General features: G+C 66.1%; 16 protein-coding genes and 1 tRNA gene. 16 read left to right on the forward strand and 1 reads right to left on the reverse strand.

Annotated features, from left to right (window positions below; translation table 11 throughout):
• The first annotated feature begins 97 nt into the window (after nt 1-97).
• From Q4I23_RS00990 to Q4I23_RS01020, 7 genes are all read left to right on the forward strand, one after another.
• Nucleotides 98-685 carry a riboflavin synthase gene (locus Q4I23_RS00990; protein ID WP_014240733.1) on the forward strand — a complete coding sequence of 196 codons (588 nt, stop codon included), beginning with the start codon at nt 98-100 and terminating at the stop codon, nt 683-685.
• Nucleotides 682-1,806 (forward strand): 3,4-dihydroxy-2-butanone-4-phosphate synthase, encoded by a 1,125-nt coding sequence (gene ribB / locus Q4I23_RS00995; RefSeq protein ID WP_454018475.1) that lies wholly within the window; start codon nt 682-684, stop codon nt 1,804-1,806. The genes Q4I23_RS00990 and ribB overlap by 4 nt, the downstream gene beginning before the upstream one ends.
• 21 nt (nt 1,807-1,827) lie before the next feature.
• Nucleotides 1,828-2,292: a 6,7-dimethyl-8-ribityllumazine synthase gene (locus tag Q4I23_RS01000; RefSeq protein ID WP_014240735.1), complete on the forward strand. Its 465-nt coding sequence runs from the start codon at nt 1,828-1,830 to the stop codon at nt 2,290-2,292.
• Nucleotides 2,293-2,325: 33 nt separating this feature from the next.
• Nucleotides 2,326-2,898 (forward strand): transcription antitermination factor NusB, encoded by a 573-nt coding sequence (nusB, locus tag Q4I23_RS01005; protein WP_454018474.1) that lies wholly within the window; start codon nt 2,326-2,328, stop codon nt 2,896-2,898.
• A complete protein-coding gene (gene thiL / locus Q4I23_RS01010) occupies nt 2,876-3,895 on the forward strand; it encodes a thiamine-phosphate kinase (RefSeq protein WP_454018473.1) in 1,020 nt (339 codons plus the stop codon). The genes nusB and thiL overlap by 23 nt, the downstream gene beginning before the upstream one ends.
• Nucleotides 3,896-3,978: 83 nt before the next feature.
• A complete protein-coding gene (locus Q4I23_RS01015; RefSeq protein WP_237903487.1) occupies nt 3,979-4,443 on the forward strand; it encodes a hypothetical protein in 465 nt (154 codons plus the stop codon).
• 205 nt (nt 4,444-4,648) lie between these two features.
• Nucleotides 4,649-6,751 (forward strand): sodium-translocating pyrophosphatase, encoded by a 2,103-nt coding sequence (locus Q4I23_RS01020; RefSeq protein ID WP_498525024.1) that lies wholly within the window; start codon nt 4,649-4,651, stop codon nt 6,749-6,751.
• Nucleotides 6,752-6,840: 89 nt separating this feature from the next.
• Here Q4I23_RS01020 and Q4I23_RS01025 read toward each other — a convergent pair whose 3' ends face one another.
• Nucleotides 6,841-7,308, reverse strand: coding sequence for an outer membrane protein assembly factor BamE (locus tag Q4I23_RS01025; protein WP_498525025.1), 468 nt, complete (start codon nt 7,306-7,308; stop codon nt 6,841-6,843).
• Between the two features lie 129 nt (nt 7,309-7,437).
• Between Q4I23_RS01025 and Q4I23_RS01030 the strand changes: the two genes are divergently transcribed.
• The 9 genes from Q4I23_RS01030 (at nt 7,438) to Q4I23_RS01070 (ending at nt 13,405) form a co-directional block, all read left to right on the forward strand.
• Complete coding sequence (locus Q4I23_RS01030; protein WP_454018470.1) at nt 7,438-7,995, forward strand: ubiquinol-cytochrome C chaperone family protein; 558 nt, start codon at nt 7,438-7,440, stop codon at nt 7,993-7,995.
• A 132-nt stretch (nt 7,996-8,127) separates the two neighbouring features.
• The gene (locus tag Q4I23_RS01035) at nt 8,128-8,736 is read left to right on the forward strand and encodes a YceD family protein (protein WP_454018469.1); all 609 of its coding nucleotides are present in this window, start codon (nt 8,128-8,130) and stop codon (nt 8,734-8,736) included.
• Nucleotides 8,737-8,841: 105 nt separating this feature from the next.
• Nucleotides 8,842-9,027 (forward strand): 50S ribosomal protein L32, encoded by a 186-nt coding sequence (rpmF, locus tag Q4I23_RS01040; RefSeq protein WP_014240744.1) that lies wholly within the window; start codon nt 8,842-8,844, stop codon nt 9,025-9,027.
• A 49-nt stretch (nt 9,028-9,076) separates the two neighbouring features.
• Nucleotides 9,077-10,129: a phosphate acyltransferase PlsX gene (gene plsX / locus Q4I23_RS01045; protein WP_014240745.1), complete on the forward strand. Its 1,053-nt coding sequence runs from the start codon at nt 9,077-9,079 to the stop codon at nt 10,127-10,129.
• Nucleotides 10,130-10,133: 4 nt separating this feature from the next.
• Nucleotides 10,134-11,105, forward strand: a complete 972-nt coding sequence (locus Q4I23_RS01050) for a beta-ketoacyl-ACP synthase III (RefSeq protein WP_454018468.1) — start codon at nt 10,134-10,136, stop codon at nt 11,103-11,105.
• A 138-nt stretch (nt 11,106-11,243) separates the two neighbouring features.
• Nucleotides 11,244-11,582 carry an integration host factor subunit alpha gene (locus tag Q4I23_RS01055; RefSeq protein ID WP_174439151.1) on the forward strand — a complete coding sequence of 113 codons (339 nt, stop codon included), beginning with the start codon at nt 11,244-11,246 and terminating at the stop codon, nt 11,580-11,582.
• A 53-nt stretch (nt 11,583-11,635) separates the two neighbouring features.
• Nucleotides 11,636-12,145 carry a MerR family transcriptional regulator gene (locus Q4I23_RS01060; protein WP_498525026.1) on the forward strand — a complete coding sequence of 170 codons (510 nt, stop codon included), beginning with the start codon at nt 11,636-11,638 and terminating at the stop codon, nt 12,143-12,145.
• An 85-nt stretch (nt 12,146-12,230) separates the two neighbouring features.
• A tRNA-Pro gene (locus Q4I23_RS01065) sits at nt 12,231-12,307 on the forward strand.
• Nucleotides 12,308-12,700: 393 nt separating this feature from the next.
• Nucleotides 12,701-13,405, forward strand: a complete 705-nt coding sequence (locus Q4I23_RS01070) for a glutathione S-transferase family protein (protein ID WP_498525027.1) — start codon at nt 12,701-12,703, stop codon at nt 13,403-13,405.
• Nucleotides 13,406-13,936: the final 531 nt, after the last annotated feature.

Consider the following 13,936-nt stretch of genomic DNA (forward strand, 5'->3'; position numbering starts at 1 on the left):
CGGCGTCCGGCACCGTGCCGGGCGCAACAGTCCGTTGCGTGCCGCGCCGTGCGGATGAATCTTTCACACGATTGAAAACCTGCTAAATTGCCGGCCCATGTTCACCGGAATCATCACCGATGTTGGGCGCGTTCGGGCCGTGGAACGGCAGGGCGACACCCGGTTCACCGTCGAAACCGTCTTCGCTATGGAGACGGTTCCCATCGGCGCGTCCATCGCCAACAACGGCGTCTGCCTGACCGTGGTCGAGAAGGGCCCGGGCTGGTTCGCCGTGCAGGCCTCCGCCGAGACCCTGTCGAAGACGACACTGGGCGGCTGGGCCGAAGGCACGCGCATCAATCTGGAGCGGGCGCTCAAGGTCGGCGACGAGCTGGGCGGGCACATCGTGTCCGGCCATGTCGACGGCGTCGCCACGGTCGTGGAGGTCCGCGCCGACGGCGAGTCGAAGCGCTTCACCTTTGAGGCGCCGGCCACCCTGGCGAAATACATCGCCTCCAAGGGCTCGGTGGCGCTGGACGGCGTGTCGCTGACGGTGAACGAGGTCGATGGTGCGCGCTTCGGCGTGAACATCATCCCGCACACCCAGGATGCGACCACCTTCGGCGCGCTGAAGGCCGGGGATCGGGTGAACCTGGAAATCGATATGCTCGCGCGGTATGTGGCGCGGCTGGCAGGGCAGGAATGACGTCCGAGTTTCACGAATATCTGTCGCGCCCCGAGGAGATCCTCGAGGAGGCGCGCCAGGGCAAGATGTTCATCCTCGTCGACGACGAGGACCGCGAGAACGAAGGCGATCTGGTCATCCCGGCCCAGTGCGCGACTCCCGAGGCCGTGAACTTCATGGCCAAGTACGGGCGTGGCCTGATCTGCCTCGCCATGGACCAGAACCACATCGAGCGGCTGCGCCTGCCGCTGATGGCGCAGCAGAACGGCACCCGCCACCAGACGGCCTTCACCGTCTCCATCGAGGCGCGCGAGGGTGTCACCACCGGCATCTCCGCCGCCGACCGCGCCCGCACCATCCAAGTCGCCATCGACCCGACCGCCGGACCGGACGCCATCGTGACGCCGGGCCATGTCTTTCCGCTGCTCGCCCGCGACGGCGGCGTGCTGGTCCGCGCTGGCCACACCGAAGCCTCGGTGGACATCGCCCGCATGGCCGGGATGACCGCGGCGGGCGTGATCTGCGAGATCATGAACGACGACGGCACCATGGCCCGCCTGCCGGATCTGGTGAAGTTCGCGCAGTTCCACGGGCTGAAGGTGGGCACCATCGCCGACCTGATCGCCTACCGGCGCCGTACCGAGACGATCGTCGAGCAGAAGCTCGCGGCGACGCTGGACAGCCGCTTCGGCGGGCGTTTCCAGATGTACGTCTACGTCAACAAGGTGGCCTACGCGGAGCACATCGCGCTGGTGCGCGGCGACATCTCCGGCGACGAGCCGGTGCTGGTGCGCATGCACGCCCTGTCGGTGCTGGACGACGTGCTGGGCGACCGGAGCGCCGCGCGTGACGGCGAGCTTCAGGCCTCCATGGAAATGATCGCGCGCGAGGGCCGCGGCGTGATCGTCCTGCTGCGCGAGCCGATGGCGAACAGCCTCACGGAATCGGTCAAAGCGCGGCTGGAAGGCCACGAGAACCCGACTCCCGCCCTGCGGGATTATGGCGTCGGCGCGCAGATCCTGCTGGACCTGGGCGTGCGCGACATGGTTCTGCTGTCGAACCGCAAGAAGTCCATCATCGGGCTGGAGGGGTACGGCCTGACCGTGCTCGGCCACCGCCCGATCCCCCTGCAAGACCAGTAACCGCCAGCCGAGCGACCCGAGATGACAGAAAAGCCCCATCTGATGATCGTGGAAGCCCGCTTCTACGAGGACATCGCCGACGAGCTGGTGAAAGGCGCCATCGCCGAGATCGAGAAGGAGGGCGCCACCTACCAGCGCGTCTCGGTCCCGGGATGCCTGGAGATCCCGGCGGCGATCCTGTACGCCCTGCGTTCCATGGACTTCTTCACGGCGCGCAAGCGCTTCGACGGCTATGTCGGGCTGGGCTGCGTGATCCGTGGCGAGACCACCCATTACGACATCGTGTGCAACGAGAGCGCCCGCGGTCTCCAGGACCTCGCGCTGCGCTACGCGCTGGCCATCGGCAACGGCGTGCTGACGGTGGAGAACCGTGAGCAGGCCTGGGCGCGGGCTTCCGTGACGGCCAAGAACAAGGGTGGTTTTGCGGCGCGCGCCTGCCTTGACATGATCGAACTCAAGCGCCAATTCCGCCTCTATCCGCGGTAACCCCGCGGTGCAATTCCTGACAGTAAGAGCATCATGAGCAACGACGACGCGGCTGGCCGCGCGAAACAGAAGCGCGGCTCCCGGAACCGGACGGGTGGCGGATCGGCCAAGGCCCGGCGCAAGGCCGCGCGCCTTGCCACCGTCCAGGCCCTGTACCAGATCGACCTGAACCAGATCGAACCGACCGGCATCGCCGTGGAATCCGTAATCGGCGAATTCGTCAATCACCGGCTGGGTGAGGAGATCGACGGGGCGAAGTTCGTCGCCGCCGATCCGCAGCTGTTCGCCGACATCGTCCGTGGTGTCGCGCACCGCCGGGCGGAGGTCGACGGCATGTTGGCCTCGGCCCTGGAGCCGCGCTACGCGCTGGACCGCCTGGAATTGCTGATGCGCGCCATCCTGCGGGCCGGCGCCTATGAGCTGTTCGTCCACAACGACACGCACCCGCGCATCCTCATCAGCGAGTATGTGGACGTGGCGCACGCCTTCTTCGCGGGGCGAGAGCCGGGCATGGTGAACGGCGTGCTCGACCATGTGGCCCGCGCGCTGCGGCCGGATGAACTGGCCCAGCCGGACCCCAGCCGTGACCAGCCCAAAGACCGCTAGGGCACAGACCGGCAAGCCGCTCGGCGAGTTCGGGCGGATCGACCGTTACTTCAGGCCGCTGGCGTCCGGTTTTCCGGGCGCCCGAGGGCTTGCCGACGACGCCGCCGTGTTCGGCGTTCCACCGGACCAGGAACTGGTCGTCACCACGGACGCCATGGTGGCGGGCGTCCATTTCTTTCCCGACGACGCGCCCGGCGACATCGCCGCAAAGCTGCTGCGCACCAACCTGTCGGACCTCGCCGCCATGGGGGCGGCTCCATACGCCTACACCCTGGTCACCGCCCTGCCGAAGACGGTGGGGGAGGACTGGCTGGCCGGCTTCGCCGCCGGTCTTGGCGAGGATCAGGCCCGGTTCGGAATCGCGCTGGCGGGCGGCGACTCGGTCTCGACCTCCGGACCCATCACCCTGTCGGTGACCGCCTTCGGTCTGGTGCCGAAGGGCGGGGCGGTGCCGCGCTGGGGCGGGCGCCCCGGCGACCGAGTCTACGTCACCGGCAGCATCGGCGACGCGGCGCTCGGCCTGCGGATCGCCTACGGAACGCTGGAGGTGACCGACGACTCGGCGCGCGCCGTGCTGCTGGGGCGTCTGCGGCGGCCCGATCCGCGGACCACGCTGGGGCCGCGTCTGGTCGGGCTGGCGACCGGCTGCCTGGACGTCTCCGACGGTCTGGTCGCGGATCTCGGCCATCTCTGTGAGGAATCGGGCTGCGCCGCCGTTCTGGAGTCGGGTCGCGTGCCTCTCTCGGACGCCGCAAGGACGGTGATCGGCGATGATCCGGTGCGCTTCGCCATGGCTCTGACCGGCGGTGACGATTACGAACTGCTCTTCACCGCCGCGGAGGACGCCGCGCCGGCGCTCGCCGCCCTGTCGGCGGAGACCGGCGTTCCGGTGACGGCCATCGGCCATCTCGTGGAGGGGGCGGCGGGAGACGTCACAGTGACCGATGCGCAGGGGCGGGTTCTCGACCTACCGACTCGCGGCTGGGACCATTTCTGACAGCCTCCCGGTGGCGCGACTCCGCTTAACGCAATCGAAAGCAGGGCGGCACTAGGCTCGATCCGTTCCGTATCCGGGAAGGGATGGGTGTGATCAAGGCCGTCATATTGCTGGTTTTGGGCCTGCTGCTGCTGGGTGGCGCGGGCTTCGGCGGCTGGATGATCTACAACAAGTATTTCGTCGAGCATGAGGAGTCGGCCCCCAAAAAGGAGGAGCCGCCGCCCAAGCCGCCCACCGGCTTTGTCCGCATGGCTCCCTTTGTCGTTCCGGCCATCGGCACGCAGAAGGTCGAGCAGTTCGTGACCGTGGTCGTCACGCTGGAGGTCGTTCTCGACAAGATTCCCTATGTCCAGGCCCGCCAGCCGCTCGTCTACGACCGCTGCCTGTCGGCCCTCTACGCCGCCGTGGACGACCGGTCGGTGATGACGGGCAACTTGGTCAACATCATTGCCGTAAAAGAAAAACTTGCCGCCGCCGCTGCGAAAGTCGTGGGAGAGGGTGTGGTGCAAAATGTTCTTGTTCAGGTGGTTACACAGCGCAATTTGTAACCGTTCTGAAAAAAGCCTATCCGAAAGTCAGGAGCGCCTCGGCCAAATCGCCGCGCCTATTCGGGCGTGGCGGCTGTTGCATTGTGCCATTCTCTTCGGCATCCTTTTTCGGAACAACTCGCCCGTCATCCACCTTCGTTTGTACGGGTCGTTCTCACGACAAGGCGGTAATCGGGCCCGAAACCATAAGAATTTGGGGGAACCGATGGCAGCAGCGTTCGTCATCATCATCGCCAGCGGCCTGTTGGCGCTGGCGTATGGGTACTACGCGGGCAAGCAAGTCATGGCGGCCTCCGCCGGTTCCGACCGCATGCAGGAGATCGCTGCGGCCGTGCAGGAGGGCGCCCGAGCCTATCTGAATCGCCAGTACACCACCATCGCCATCGCCGGCGTGGTTCTTCTCATCATCCTCGGCGCCTTCCTCGGCCTGCATGTGGCGATCGGCTTCCTGATCGGTTCGGTCCTGTCGGGGGCAGCCGGCTATATCGGGATGAACGTGTCGGTGCGGGCGAACGTGCGCACGGCCCAAGCGGCGACCCATGGCTTGGCCCCGGCGCTGGACATCGCCTTCAAGGCGGGGGCGATCACCGGCATGCTGGTGGTCGGGCTGGGTCTGTTGGGGGTGGGTGTCTATTACGGCATCCTGACCATGATCTACCGCGTGACCGACCCGATCGAGGTCCGCTCCGTGCTGGAGGCCCTGGTCGCCCTCAGCTTCGGCGCCTCGCTGATCTCCATCTTCGCGCGGCTGGGCGGCGGCATCTTCACCAAGGGAGCCGACGTCGGCGCCGATCTGGTGGGCAAGGTCGAGGCCGGCATCCCGGAGGACGATCCCCGAAACCCCGCGGTGATCGCGGACAATGTGGGCGACAATGTCGGCGACTGCGCCGGCATGGCCGCCGACCTCTTCGAAACCTACGCCGTCACCATCGTCGCCACCATGCTGCTGGCGGCGATTTTCTTTTCGGGCGAGGTGATCCGCCTGTTGCTCGTCTACCCGCTGGTCATCGGCGCGGTCTGCATCGCCGCCTCCGTCGCCGGCACCTTCTTCGTGAAACTGGGCAGCAACAACAACATCATGGCCGCCCTCTACAAGGGCTTGGCCGCTACCGCGGGCATCTCGCTGGTGCTCATCCTGATCGTGACCGCGATCATGTTCGGCTTCACCCGGCCGATTCCCCTGAACGGCGGCGGCTATGTGACCGGCGGCAACCTGTTCGTCTCGTCCCTGGTCGGGCTGGGCGTGACCGGCCTGCTGGTGTGGATCACCGAATACTACACCTCCACCGCCTTCCGCCCGGTGCGCAGCGTCGCCCGCTCGTCGGAGACCGGGCACGGCACCAATGTGATCCAGGGCTTGGCCGTGTCGATGGAGGCGACGGCGCTTCCCGTCCTGGTCATCTGCGTCGGCATCATCATCGCCTACGGGCAGGCCGGCATCTTCGGGATCGGCATCGCGGCGACCACGATGCTCGCTCTGGCCGGCATGGTGGTGGCCCTGGACGCCTACGGACCGGTGACCGACAACGCCGGCGGCATCGCGGAAATGGCCGACATGCCGAAGGACATCCGCGTGACGACCGACGCGCTGGACGCCGTCGGCAACACCACCAAGGCGGTGACCAAGGGCTACGCCATCGGTTCCGCCGGTCTGGCCGCGCTGGTGCTGTTCGCCGCCTATGTGCAGGATCTGAAGCACTATTTCCCGAACGTGGCGGTCGAGTTCCGGCTGGACGATCCCTATGTGGTCGTCGGGCTGCTGATCGGCGGCCTGCTGCCCTACCTGTTCGGGGCGATGGGCATGACCGCGGTCGGGCGCGCCGCCGGATCGGTGGTGGTCGAGGTGCGCCGCCAGTTCCGTGAGATCAGCGGCATCATGGAGGGCACCGCCAAACCCGACTATGGCCGTGCCGTCGACATGCTGACCCGCGCTGCGATCAAGGAGATGATCATCCCGTCGCTGCTGCCGGTGCTGGCGCCGGTGGTCCTGTACATTGTCATCGCGGCCATCGCCGGTCAGGCGCAGGCTTTCGCCGCTTTGGGCGCCATGCTGCTGGGCACCATCGTGACGGGGATCTTCGTCGCCATCTCGATGACCTCGGGCGGCGGCGCCTGGGACAACGCCAAGAAGTACATTGAGGAGGGGAACCACGGCGGCAAGGGCTCCGACGCGCACAAGGCGGCGGTGACCGGCGACACCGTCGGCGACCCGTACAAGGACACCGCCGGCCCGGCGGTCAACCCGATGATCAAGATCACCAACATCGTAGCGATCCTGCTGCTGGCAATCCTCGCCCAGATCGGCTGAGGCGGATCGACGGGTCGCCTACCGGATCGGCACCAAAAGAAAAGCCCCGCGGAAGCGGGGCTTTTCGCGTCTCTGCAGACTGGTTGATGTCAGCGGCCGGGGCCACGGTTGCGCGAATCCTTGGCGGAGAAGCGCCCGACGTTGCCGAGCATCTGTTCGAGGAAGCTCAGCTCGCGGCCGGCGGTGGGGGTGCTGCGATCGACGATGTCGATCTGCTGCCCGTCGGTGGCGTCGAGCTGCTTCATCTCCGTCACCACGCCATCGTCGTCGAAATGGACGACGACGACACGGCGCTCCATCACGCTCGGCTGGAAGAAGGCGACCTTCTCCGTCTTCTGGCCGATGTAGTACCAGACATTCTGGTCGAAGGTTCCCACGGAGGTCGGCGTGCCGAGGATGTCCGCCACATCCTCCCGCCGCGACTGGCCGGCCTTGATCTCGGCGATGCGGTCGGGGTCCGCCATGTTGCCGCGGGTCGCCACGGTGGGCGAGCACGCGGAGACGGCGAGACCCAGAAAGGCGAAGGCGCACAGCGCCGAAGGAATCGATCTCGTCATGGTGCTCAGGCTATGATGGCGCGGGAGGACCGCCGGACCCTTGCGGCAGGCCGGACTCCGCCCGCAATGCCGGGACAATCGCATCGCGCGGTTTGTCCTGTCAACGAAACTCCGAGCGAGAGAGAAACCGTGCTTGACCGCCTGTTCCGGCGTCGGCGTGAAGCCCGCGCCGTCGCCGATTTCTATCTCACCATCGCAGCGCAGGCCCGCCTGCCGGCCTTCTACCGTGACCTTGGGGTTCCCGACACGCTGGACGGGCGCTTTGACATGGTGGTGCTTCACGTCTTCTTGGTGATGCGCCGCCTGAAAGGGCAGGGGGCTGCTGCCGCGGACCGCTCGCGCCTGCTCTTCGAGGCAATGATCGATCATTTCGAAAAGTCGTTGATGGAGCAGGGGGTGGGCGACAGCGGAGTCGGGCGGCGCATCAAGACCATGGCGCGCGGCATCGCCGGCCGGATCGAGGTCTACGACCGTGCGCTCGCCGCCGAAGACGGTGACGAAGGCGACGCGGCGTTGCAGGTTGCGCTCGACAACAACGTCTATGGCACCGCATCGGAGGTCCCGCCGCAGCGGCTGGCCGTCCTGGCGGCCTATGTCCGGCGCGAGGCCGCCGGGCTGGAGACGCAACCGCTGGAGTCGCTCATGGCCGGAGAGGTCCGCTTCGGTCCGCCTCCCGGCGCCGGCTGATCGCACCCATCGGGTCTCTCCTTACTATAGGCCGCGCCAATTGGACTTGCCTTTCCCGGCGTCCGAATTCATCTGACACTGAGACGAAGGCGCCCGCTCCAGAACGGGCGCTGTGACAAGGAACTGCCTGATATGCGCAACACGCCCCCGCTCTCCGCCGGCCCCGCTCCGGAATTCTCGCGCATCGTCCGCGCCGACGCCGTCCACCGCGACAGCGATCTGGTCGAAACCATCGAGGCGACGGAGGCCGAGCGCAAGGCGCTGGCCGAGCGGTTCGAACTGGAGGGAATCGGACGACTGATCGCCCGGGTCCGCCTGCGCTCCGTGCGCGGCGGACAGATGGTGCGCGTCGAAGGGGAACTGGAGGCCGACGTGGTGCAGACCTGCGTCATCACGCTGGAGCCGGTGCCCGCCCAGGTTTCCGACCGCTTTGGCGCTCTGTTCGCGCCGGAGTCGATGGTCCCCGGCGAGGAGGACGAGATCGAGATCGACCCGAACGTCGCCGAGGAGGACATTCCGGAGGCGATGACCAACGGACGCATCGACATCGGCGAATTGGCCGCCCAGCATTTGTCCCTGGCGCTCGACCCCTATCCTCATGCAGAAGGCGTGGCGTTCGACGGATACAGCGAAGGCGAAGAGGAGGAGGAGGCTGCGGCCCCCGCCGATGATGATGCCGGCGCCGATCCGGAGAAGCCGAACCCGTTCGCCGCGCTGGAACGTCTGAAACGACAGAATTGAGGGCGGAACGGGCTTGCCCTTCGGGGGCAATTGCCGTATTGAATGCCGCTCGCGTCAGGCGGCCCCTCTTCGGGCCGCCTTTTACAATGAAGAGAGTTTACGGCCATGGCTGTTCCGAAGAAGAAGACCTCCAAGTCGCGCCGCAACATGCGTCGCTCGCACCACGCTCTCCCGACCTCGTCCTACGCCGAGTGCTCGAACTGCGGCGAGCTGAAGCGCCCGCACCATGTCTGCGGCTCTTGCGGTCACTACGACCAGCGCGAAGTGGTTCAGAGCGCTCCGGCGGCCTGATGGCGGTTTGGTTGGCCGCCCTACGTCCTAGCCAGGGAGCCTGTCCGCGGTGAGCCAGCGCCTGACCATTGCCCTTGATGCCATGGGCGGTGACAAAGGACCCGACATGGTGATCGCCGGGGCGGATATCGCCCGCGAGCGACACCCGCAGGTGCATTACCTGCTGTTCGGGGACACCGCCCGCATCGAGCCGCTGCTCGCGCAGCGGCCCGCCTTGAGAGCGGTGGCCGAGGTGCGCCACACCCCGGACGCCGTGGCCGGCGACGCCAAGCCGTCGGTCGCGTTGCGCGCCGGGCGCCAGTCGAGCATGCGTCTCGCCATCGACTCGGTGGCGGGCGGGCAAGCCGCCTGTGTGGTCTCCGCCGGCAACACCGGCGCGCTCATGGCCATGGCCAAGTTCGTGCTGAAGACGATTCCCGGAATCGACCGTCCGGCCATCGCCTCCTTCTTCCCGACCCTGCGCGGGGAGAGCGTCATGCTCGACCTCGGCGCCAACACCGAATGCCAGCCCGAGAACCTCGTGCAGTTCGCCGTGATGGGCGCGGTCTTCGCGCGCACCGCGCTGAACCTGTCCGAGCCGACCATCGGCGTGCTGAACATCGGTTCGGAAGAGGTGAAGGGGAACGAGGTGGTGCGCGCCGCCGCGACCCGTCTGCGCGAAATGCCGCTGCCCGGGCGTTTCCACGGATTCGTCGAGGGCAACGACATCGCCACCGGCACGGTGGACGTGATCGTCACCGATGGCTTCACCGGCAACGTCGCCCTGAAGACCGCCGAAGGCACGGCGAAGCTCTTCACGGAGTTCCTGCGCCGGACGTTCCAGTCCTCCTGGACGGCGCGTCTCGGCTACCTGCTGGCCCGCGGAGCCTTCAAGCGGTTGAAGCAGCGCACCGATCCGCGCCGCTACAACGGCGCCATGTTCCTGGGCCTGCGCGGCGTCTGCGTGAAGAGCCACGGGGGCACCGACGCCATCGGGTTCGCCAACGCCATCGGTGTGGCCTACAATCTGGCGGCAAACGGTTTCAACGACCGAATCAAGGAAGAGATGCAGCGTCTCGCCGACGCCAAGCCTCTTCCCGACACGAAGGCGGCGGCGGTCTAACATCATGGTCAAGCGTTCCCGAGTTCTCGGCTGCGGTTCCTACCTCCCGGCCAACGTCGTCACGAATCGCGACCTTGAAGCCCGCGTGGACACTTCGGACGAGTGGATCGTCCAGCGCACCGGCATCAAGTCGCGCCACATCGCCGCCGACGGGGAACTGACCTCCGACCTCGCCATCGCCGCGGCGACCCGCGCGCTGGAGCATGCCGGGGTGGACGCCGCCAGCATCGACTGCATCGTGCTGGCGACGACGACTCCGGACAACACCTTCCCGGCCACCGCGACGAAGGTCCAGGCGGCTCTGGGGACCAAGGGTTTCGCGCTGGACATCCAGGCGGTGTGCGCCGGATTCGTCTACGCCATGGCGATCGCCGACAACTTCATCCGCATCGGGCAGGCCAACCGCGCCCTGGTCATCGGCGCGGAGACCTTCTCCCGCCTGCTCGACTGGAAGGACCGCACCACCTGCGTCCTGTTCGGCGACGGCGCCGGGGCGGTGGTGATGGACGGCTACGACGCCGCCGGGACGTCGGCGGACCGCGGCGTTCTGTCCACGCACTTGCATTCGGACGGCGCCCAGTACGGGCTGCTCTATGTCGATGGCGGCCCGTCGACCACCGGCACGGCCGGGCATGTGCGGATGAACGGCCAGGATGTTTTCCGCCACGCCGTCAGCAAGCTGTCCTCGGTCGTCGAGGAGGCCCTGGCGGCCAACGGTCTGGAGCCGTCGGCGGTGGACTGGCTGGTGCCGCACCAGGCCAACCAGCGGATCATCGACGGCATCGCCCGCAAGCTCAAGCTGCCCTCCGACAAGGTTGTGTTGACGGTGGATCGCCACGGTAACACTTCCGCCGCCTCGATCCCGCTGGCGCTGTGCGAGGCGGTGCACGACGGCCGTGTGAAGCGTGGCGACCTGATCCTCATGGAGGCCATCGGCGGTGGCCTGACCTGGGGTGCCGCGATGGTGCGCTGGTAAGCGGCGCACCCACTTCGCTTTCCGGCACGGGTGCGTTTGCTGCGCCGCTCACAACGACGCGATCCAAGCTTTTGAATTGACCGGGTTCTTTCCCCGGATTACGGTTTTTCCCCTATGGTTTCGGGGGGGAAGCGAACCATGTCACAGAACACCGTCACCCGCGCGCAGCTCAGCGAAGCGGTCTACCAAGAGGTCGGCCTGTCGCGCAACGAGTCCGCCGATCTGGTCGAAAGCGTCCTGGAGGAGATCTCCGACGCTCTGGCCCGCGGCGAGATGGTCAAGATCTCGTCCTTCGGCAGTTTCCAGATCCGGCAGAAGGGGCAGCGGGTCGGCCGCAACCCGAAGACCGGCGAAGAGGTTCCGATCCTGCCCAGGCGCGTTCTGGTCTTCCGGGCGAGCCACGTCCTGAAGAACCGTATCAACGAGGTCGTGGAGGCGGAGGAAGCCGAGGCGCAGCGCGTGAAGGCGGCTTCCTGAGCCGCCGCACGGACCGGCCGACAACGTAGGTTTCCCGGAAAGGTTTCCCGGACATGAAGGCGCGCGGCACCACGAAGTCCGCCACGGCGTTCCGCACGATCAGCGAGGTGTCGTCCGATCTGGACGTGCCTCAGCATGTGCTGCGTTTCTGGGAAGGCAAGTTCCCGCAACTCCGCCCGCTCAAGCGCGGTGGGGGGCGGCGTTACTACCGCCCGGAGGATGTGGACCTGCTGCGGCAGATTCAGAACCTGCTGTATGGCGAGGGCTACACGATCAAGGGTGTCCAGCGTCTTCTGAAGGACGGGAAGGTCGACGACGATTCCGAATCCCGCGGGCCCGAATCCCGCAGGGTGGACGTCGGGCCGGACGAGCCGGATGCCGTCGAGGCCGCTGCGGAGGAGGCACCCGTGGCCTTGTCCGCCATGGAGGAGGCCGCTCCGGATGTTGCGCTGGACAGCCTGCCGGACACCATCCGGCAGGCCATCGCCCAGGCCCTCGACGAGTTGAGGGAGGCGCGTCTTCTGCTCGCAGTGGGGGAAGATAAGGAAATTCGAGGGGTATGAAAAAAAGTGAACTGTAGCGCTTGCGTTGGACCAAGGTCCCGGCTATAGTCCCGCTCCCTTCCGGAACGAAGGGCGGTCCGTCGAACGGAGCGTAGCGCAGCCTGGTAGCGCATCAGACTGGGGGTCTGGGGGTCGCAGGTTCAAATCCTGTCGCTCCGACCAAGTTCCGGATCGGAAGAGAAGCCTTGGAACTCAACGGTTCCAAGGCTTTTTCTTTGCCCATCATCCGCGCTGTTTGCGACCCGGCATTCTCGGCTGTTTGCGAATCCTATTTGGCAGTTGGCTCCAGGCGCTGACCAATGCCTGGAAGAAGCCGGCCATTGAGGGGATGACCAGGACGGTCTCTGAAAGAATGGAAACAGGGGCCATTTCACCTTATTTCGCGCCGGTCACCCCCATCTCCTGTTCCAATGATCGGATATCCAACAGTCGCCACTCCATGCCAAGCTGAACGGCGGCCCTGAGGGGATTTGGCCTGATGGGAGTTGGTCGTGACTGGTCCCCTGCGGAACCGGATCTTGGCCCCGGCCGGGCTGCAAGTGGATGGAGCCGGCTATGATCACGCTGTACACCTACCCCAACCTTTATGGCTTGGCGGACAACAACCCGTATGGCCTCAAGGTCGTGGCGTTTCTGCGCTTGTGTGGATTGCCCTATCGACAAGAGCACATCGTCGACGTCCATGACGCCCCCCGCGCGCAGTTGCCGTACATCCTGGACGGTGACACCGTGGTCGGAGACAGCGATTTCATCATCGCGCACCTGATCCGACGAAATCACCTTTCGATCGACGATGATCTCGGCGAGGCCGAACGGCGCATGGATTGTATGATCCGGCGCACCCTCGATGATCTGTATTGGGTGATGTCCTACTCACGGTGGTCCGATGCGCGGTTCTGGCCGTTGTTTCGGGATGAATTTCTCAAAACGCATCCAAACGTTACGGAGGGACTGCTTGAGGCGGCTCGGCAGTACAACCTGAAACGCTACCATGTCCAGGGCATCGGCCGTTACGAGCCCGACCAGATCTACAGCCGCGGTCTCACTGACTTGGAAGTCATCGCGGGGACCTTGGCGGACCGGCCTTTCCTGTTCGGTGATGCCCCGCATAGCACCGACACCGCACTGATGGGCTTCCTGCCCAACATCTGCCGGTACGAGATCGACACGCCGCTGCGCGTGTTCGTCGCGGCGCAGTCCAACCTCGCCGATTTCTGCCGACGTTCGGCTCCGTTGGTGAATTTTGCGCCGGCCGCGTAGGGGGCTTCTCCGGCGAGACTGGACGGGAACCAGCATCACCTCGGCGTGGCCGTTCGATGAGGGAGGCAATCCGTGCCGTTCACTCGTGCCTTGGCCTATGCGGTCTACACGTTGTGGGTTTCGGTTTGCGCCTTTGCCCCGGAACTTCTCTGGCAAGGGTTCGTGCTGTTGCGCGGGCATTTCGGGACCGCGGAACTGTTTTCCGCACTGTTCATCGGCACGCTTTTCGCCTTCTTCGTCGAACCGCTGGTAGAGCGGTTCAAGGCGGGGCGGTGGCGTTTGGCGCATGCGCCATCCGGTGGAATGCTGCTTGGCGTCCTGGTGTCGCTGGTCTTTGGGATTGTCGTCGTGTGCATCCATGAAGCGATGATCGCGTATCTCGGCGCTGAGCACGCCGGTGACGGGGCCAAGCAAGCCAGTCTGGCACGGGCGATCGACAGCGCCAGCGAGTGGGCTTCGATTCCGGCGGCGGTCACAGCCGCCTGGTTCGTCGCGGGGACATCGCGCCGGCTCGCTCTTCCGGCGACGGGC

This window comes from Azospirillum sp. UFLA03-27 (genome assembly GCF_059803775.1).

Excerpts from the sequence above, each read along its gene's own strand:
- Q4I23_RS01000 (WP_014240735.1), top strand. The coding sequence starts at position 1,828 with ATGACAGAAAAGCCCCATCTGATGATCGTGGAAGCCCGCTTCTACGAG.
- rpmF (WP_014240744.1), top strand. The coding sequence starts at position 8,842 with ATGGCTGTTCCGAAGAAGAAGACCTCCAAGTCGCGCCGCAACATGCGT.
- Q4I23_RS01060 (WP_498525026.1), top strand. The coding sequence starts at position 11,636 with ATGAAGGCGCGCGGCACCACGAAGTCCGCCACGGCGTTCCGCACGATC.
- Q4I23_RS01035 (WP_454018469.1), top strand. The coding sequence starts at position 8,128 with ATGCGCAACACGCCCCCGCTCTCCGCCGGCCCCGCTCCGGAATTCTCG.
- nusB (WP_454018474.1), top strand. The coding sequence starts at position 2,326 with ATGAGCAACGACGACGCGGCTGGCCGCGCGAAACAGAAGCGCGGCTCC.
- Q4I23_RS01050 (WP_454018468.1), top strand. The coding sequence starts at position 10,134 with ATGGTCAAGCGTTCCCGAGTTCTCGGCTGCGGTTCCTACCTCCCGGCC.
- Q4I23_RS01055 (WP_174439151.1), top strand. The coding sequence starts at position 11,244 with ATGTCACAGAACACCGTCACCCGCGCGCAGCTCAGCGAAGCGGTCTAC.
- Q4I23_RS01025 (WP_498525025.1), bottom strand. The coding sequence starts at position 7,308 with ATGACGAGATCGATTCCTTCGGCGCTGTGCGCCTTCGCCTTTCTGGGT.
- Q4I23_RS00990 (WP_014240733.1), top strand. The coding sequence starts at position 98 with ATGTTCACCGGAATCATCACCGATGTTGGGCGCGTTCGGGCCGTGGAA.
- Q4I23_RS01070 (WP_498525027.1), top strand. The coding sequence starts at position 12,701 with ATGATCACGCTGTACACCTACCCCAACCTTTATGGCTTGGCGGACAAC.
- Q4I23_RS01015 (WP_237903487.1), top strand. The coding sequence starts at position 3,979 with ATGGGTGTGATCAAGGCCGTCATATTGCTGGTTTTGGGCCTGCTGCTG.
- Q4I23_RS01020 (WP_498525024.1), top strand. The coding sequence starts at position 4,649 with ATGGCAGCAGCGTTCGTCATCATCATCGCCAGCGGCCTGTTGGCGCTG.
- ribB (WP_454018475.1), top strand. The coding sequence starts at position 682 with ATGACGTCCGAGTTTCACGAATATCTGTCGCGCCCCGAGGAGATCCTC.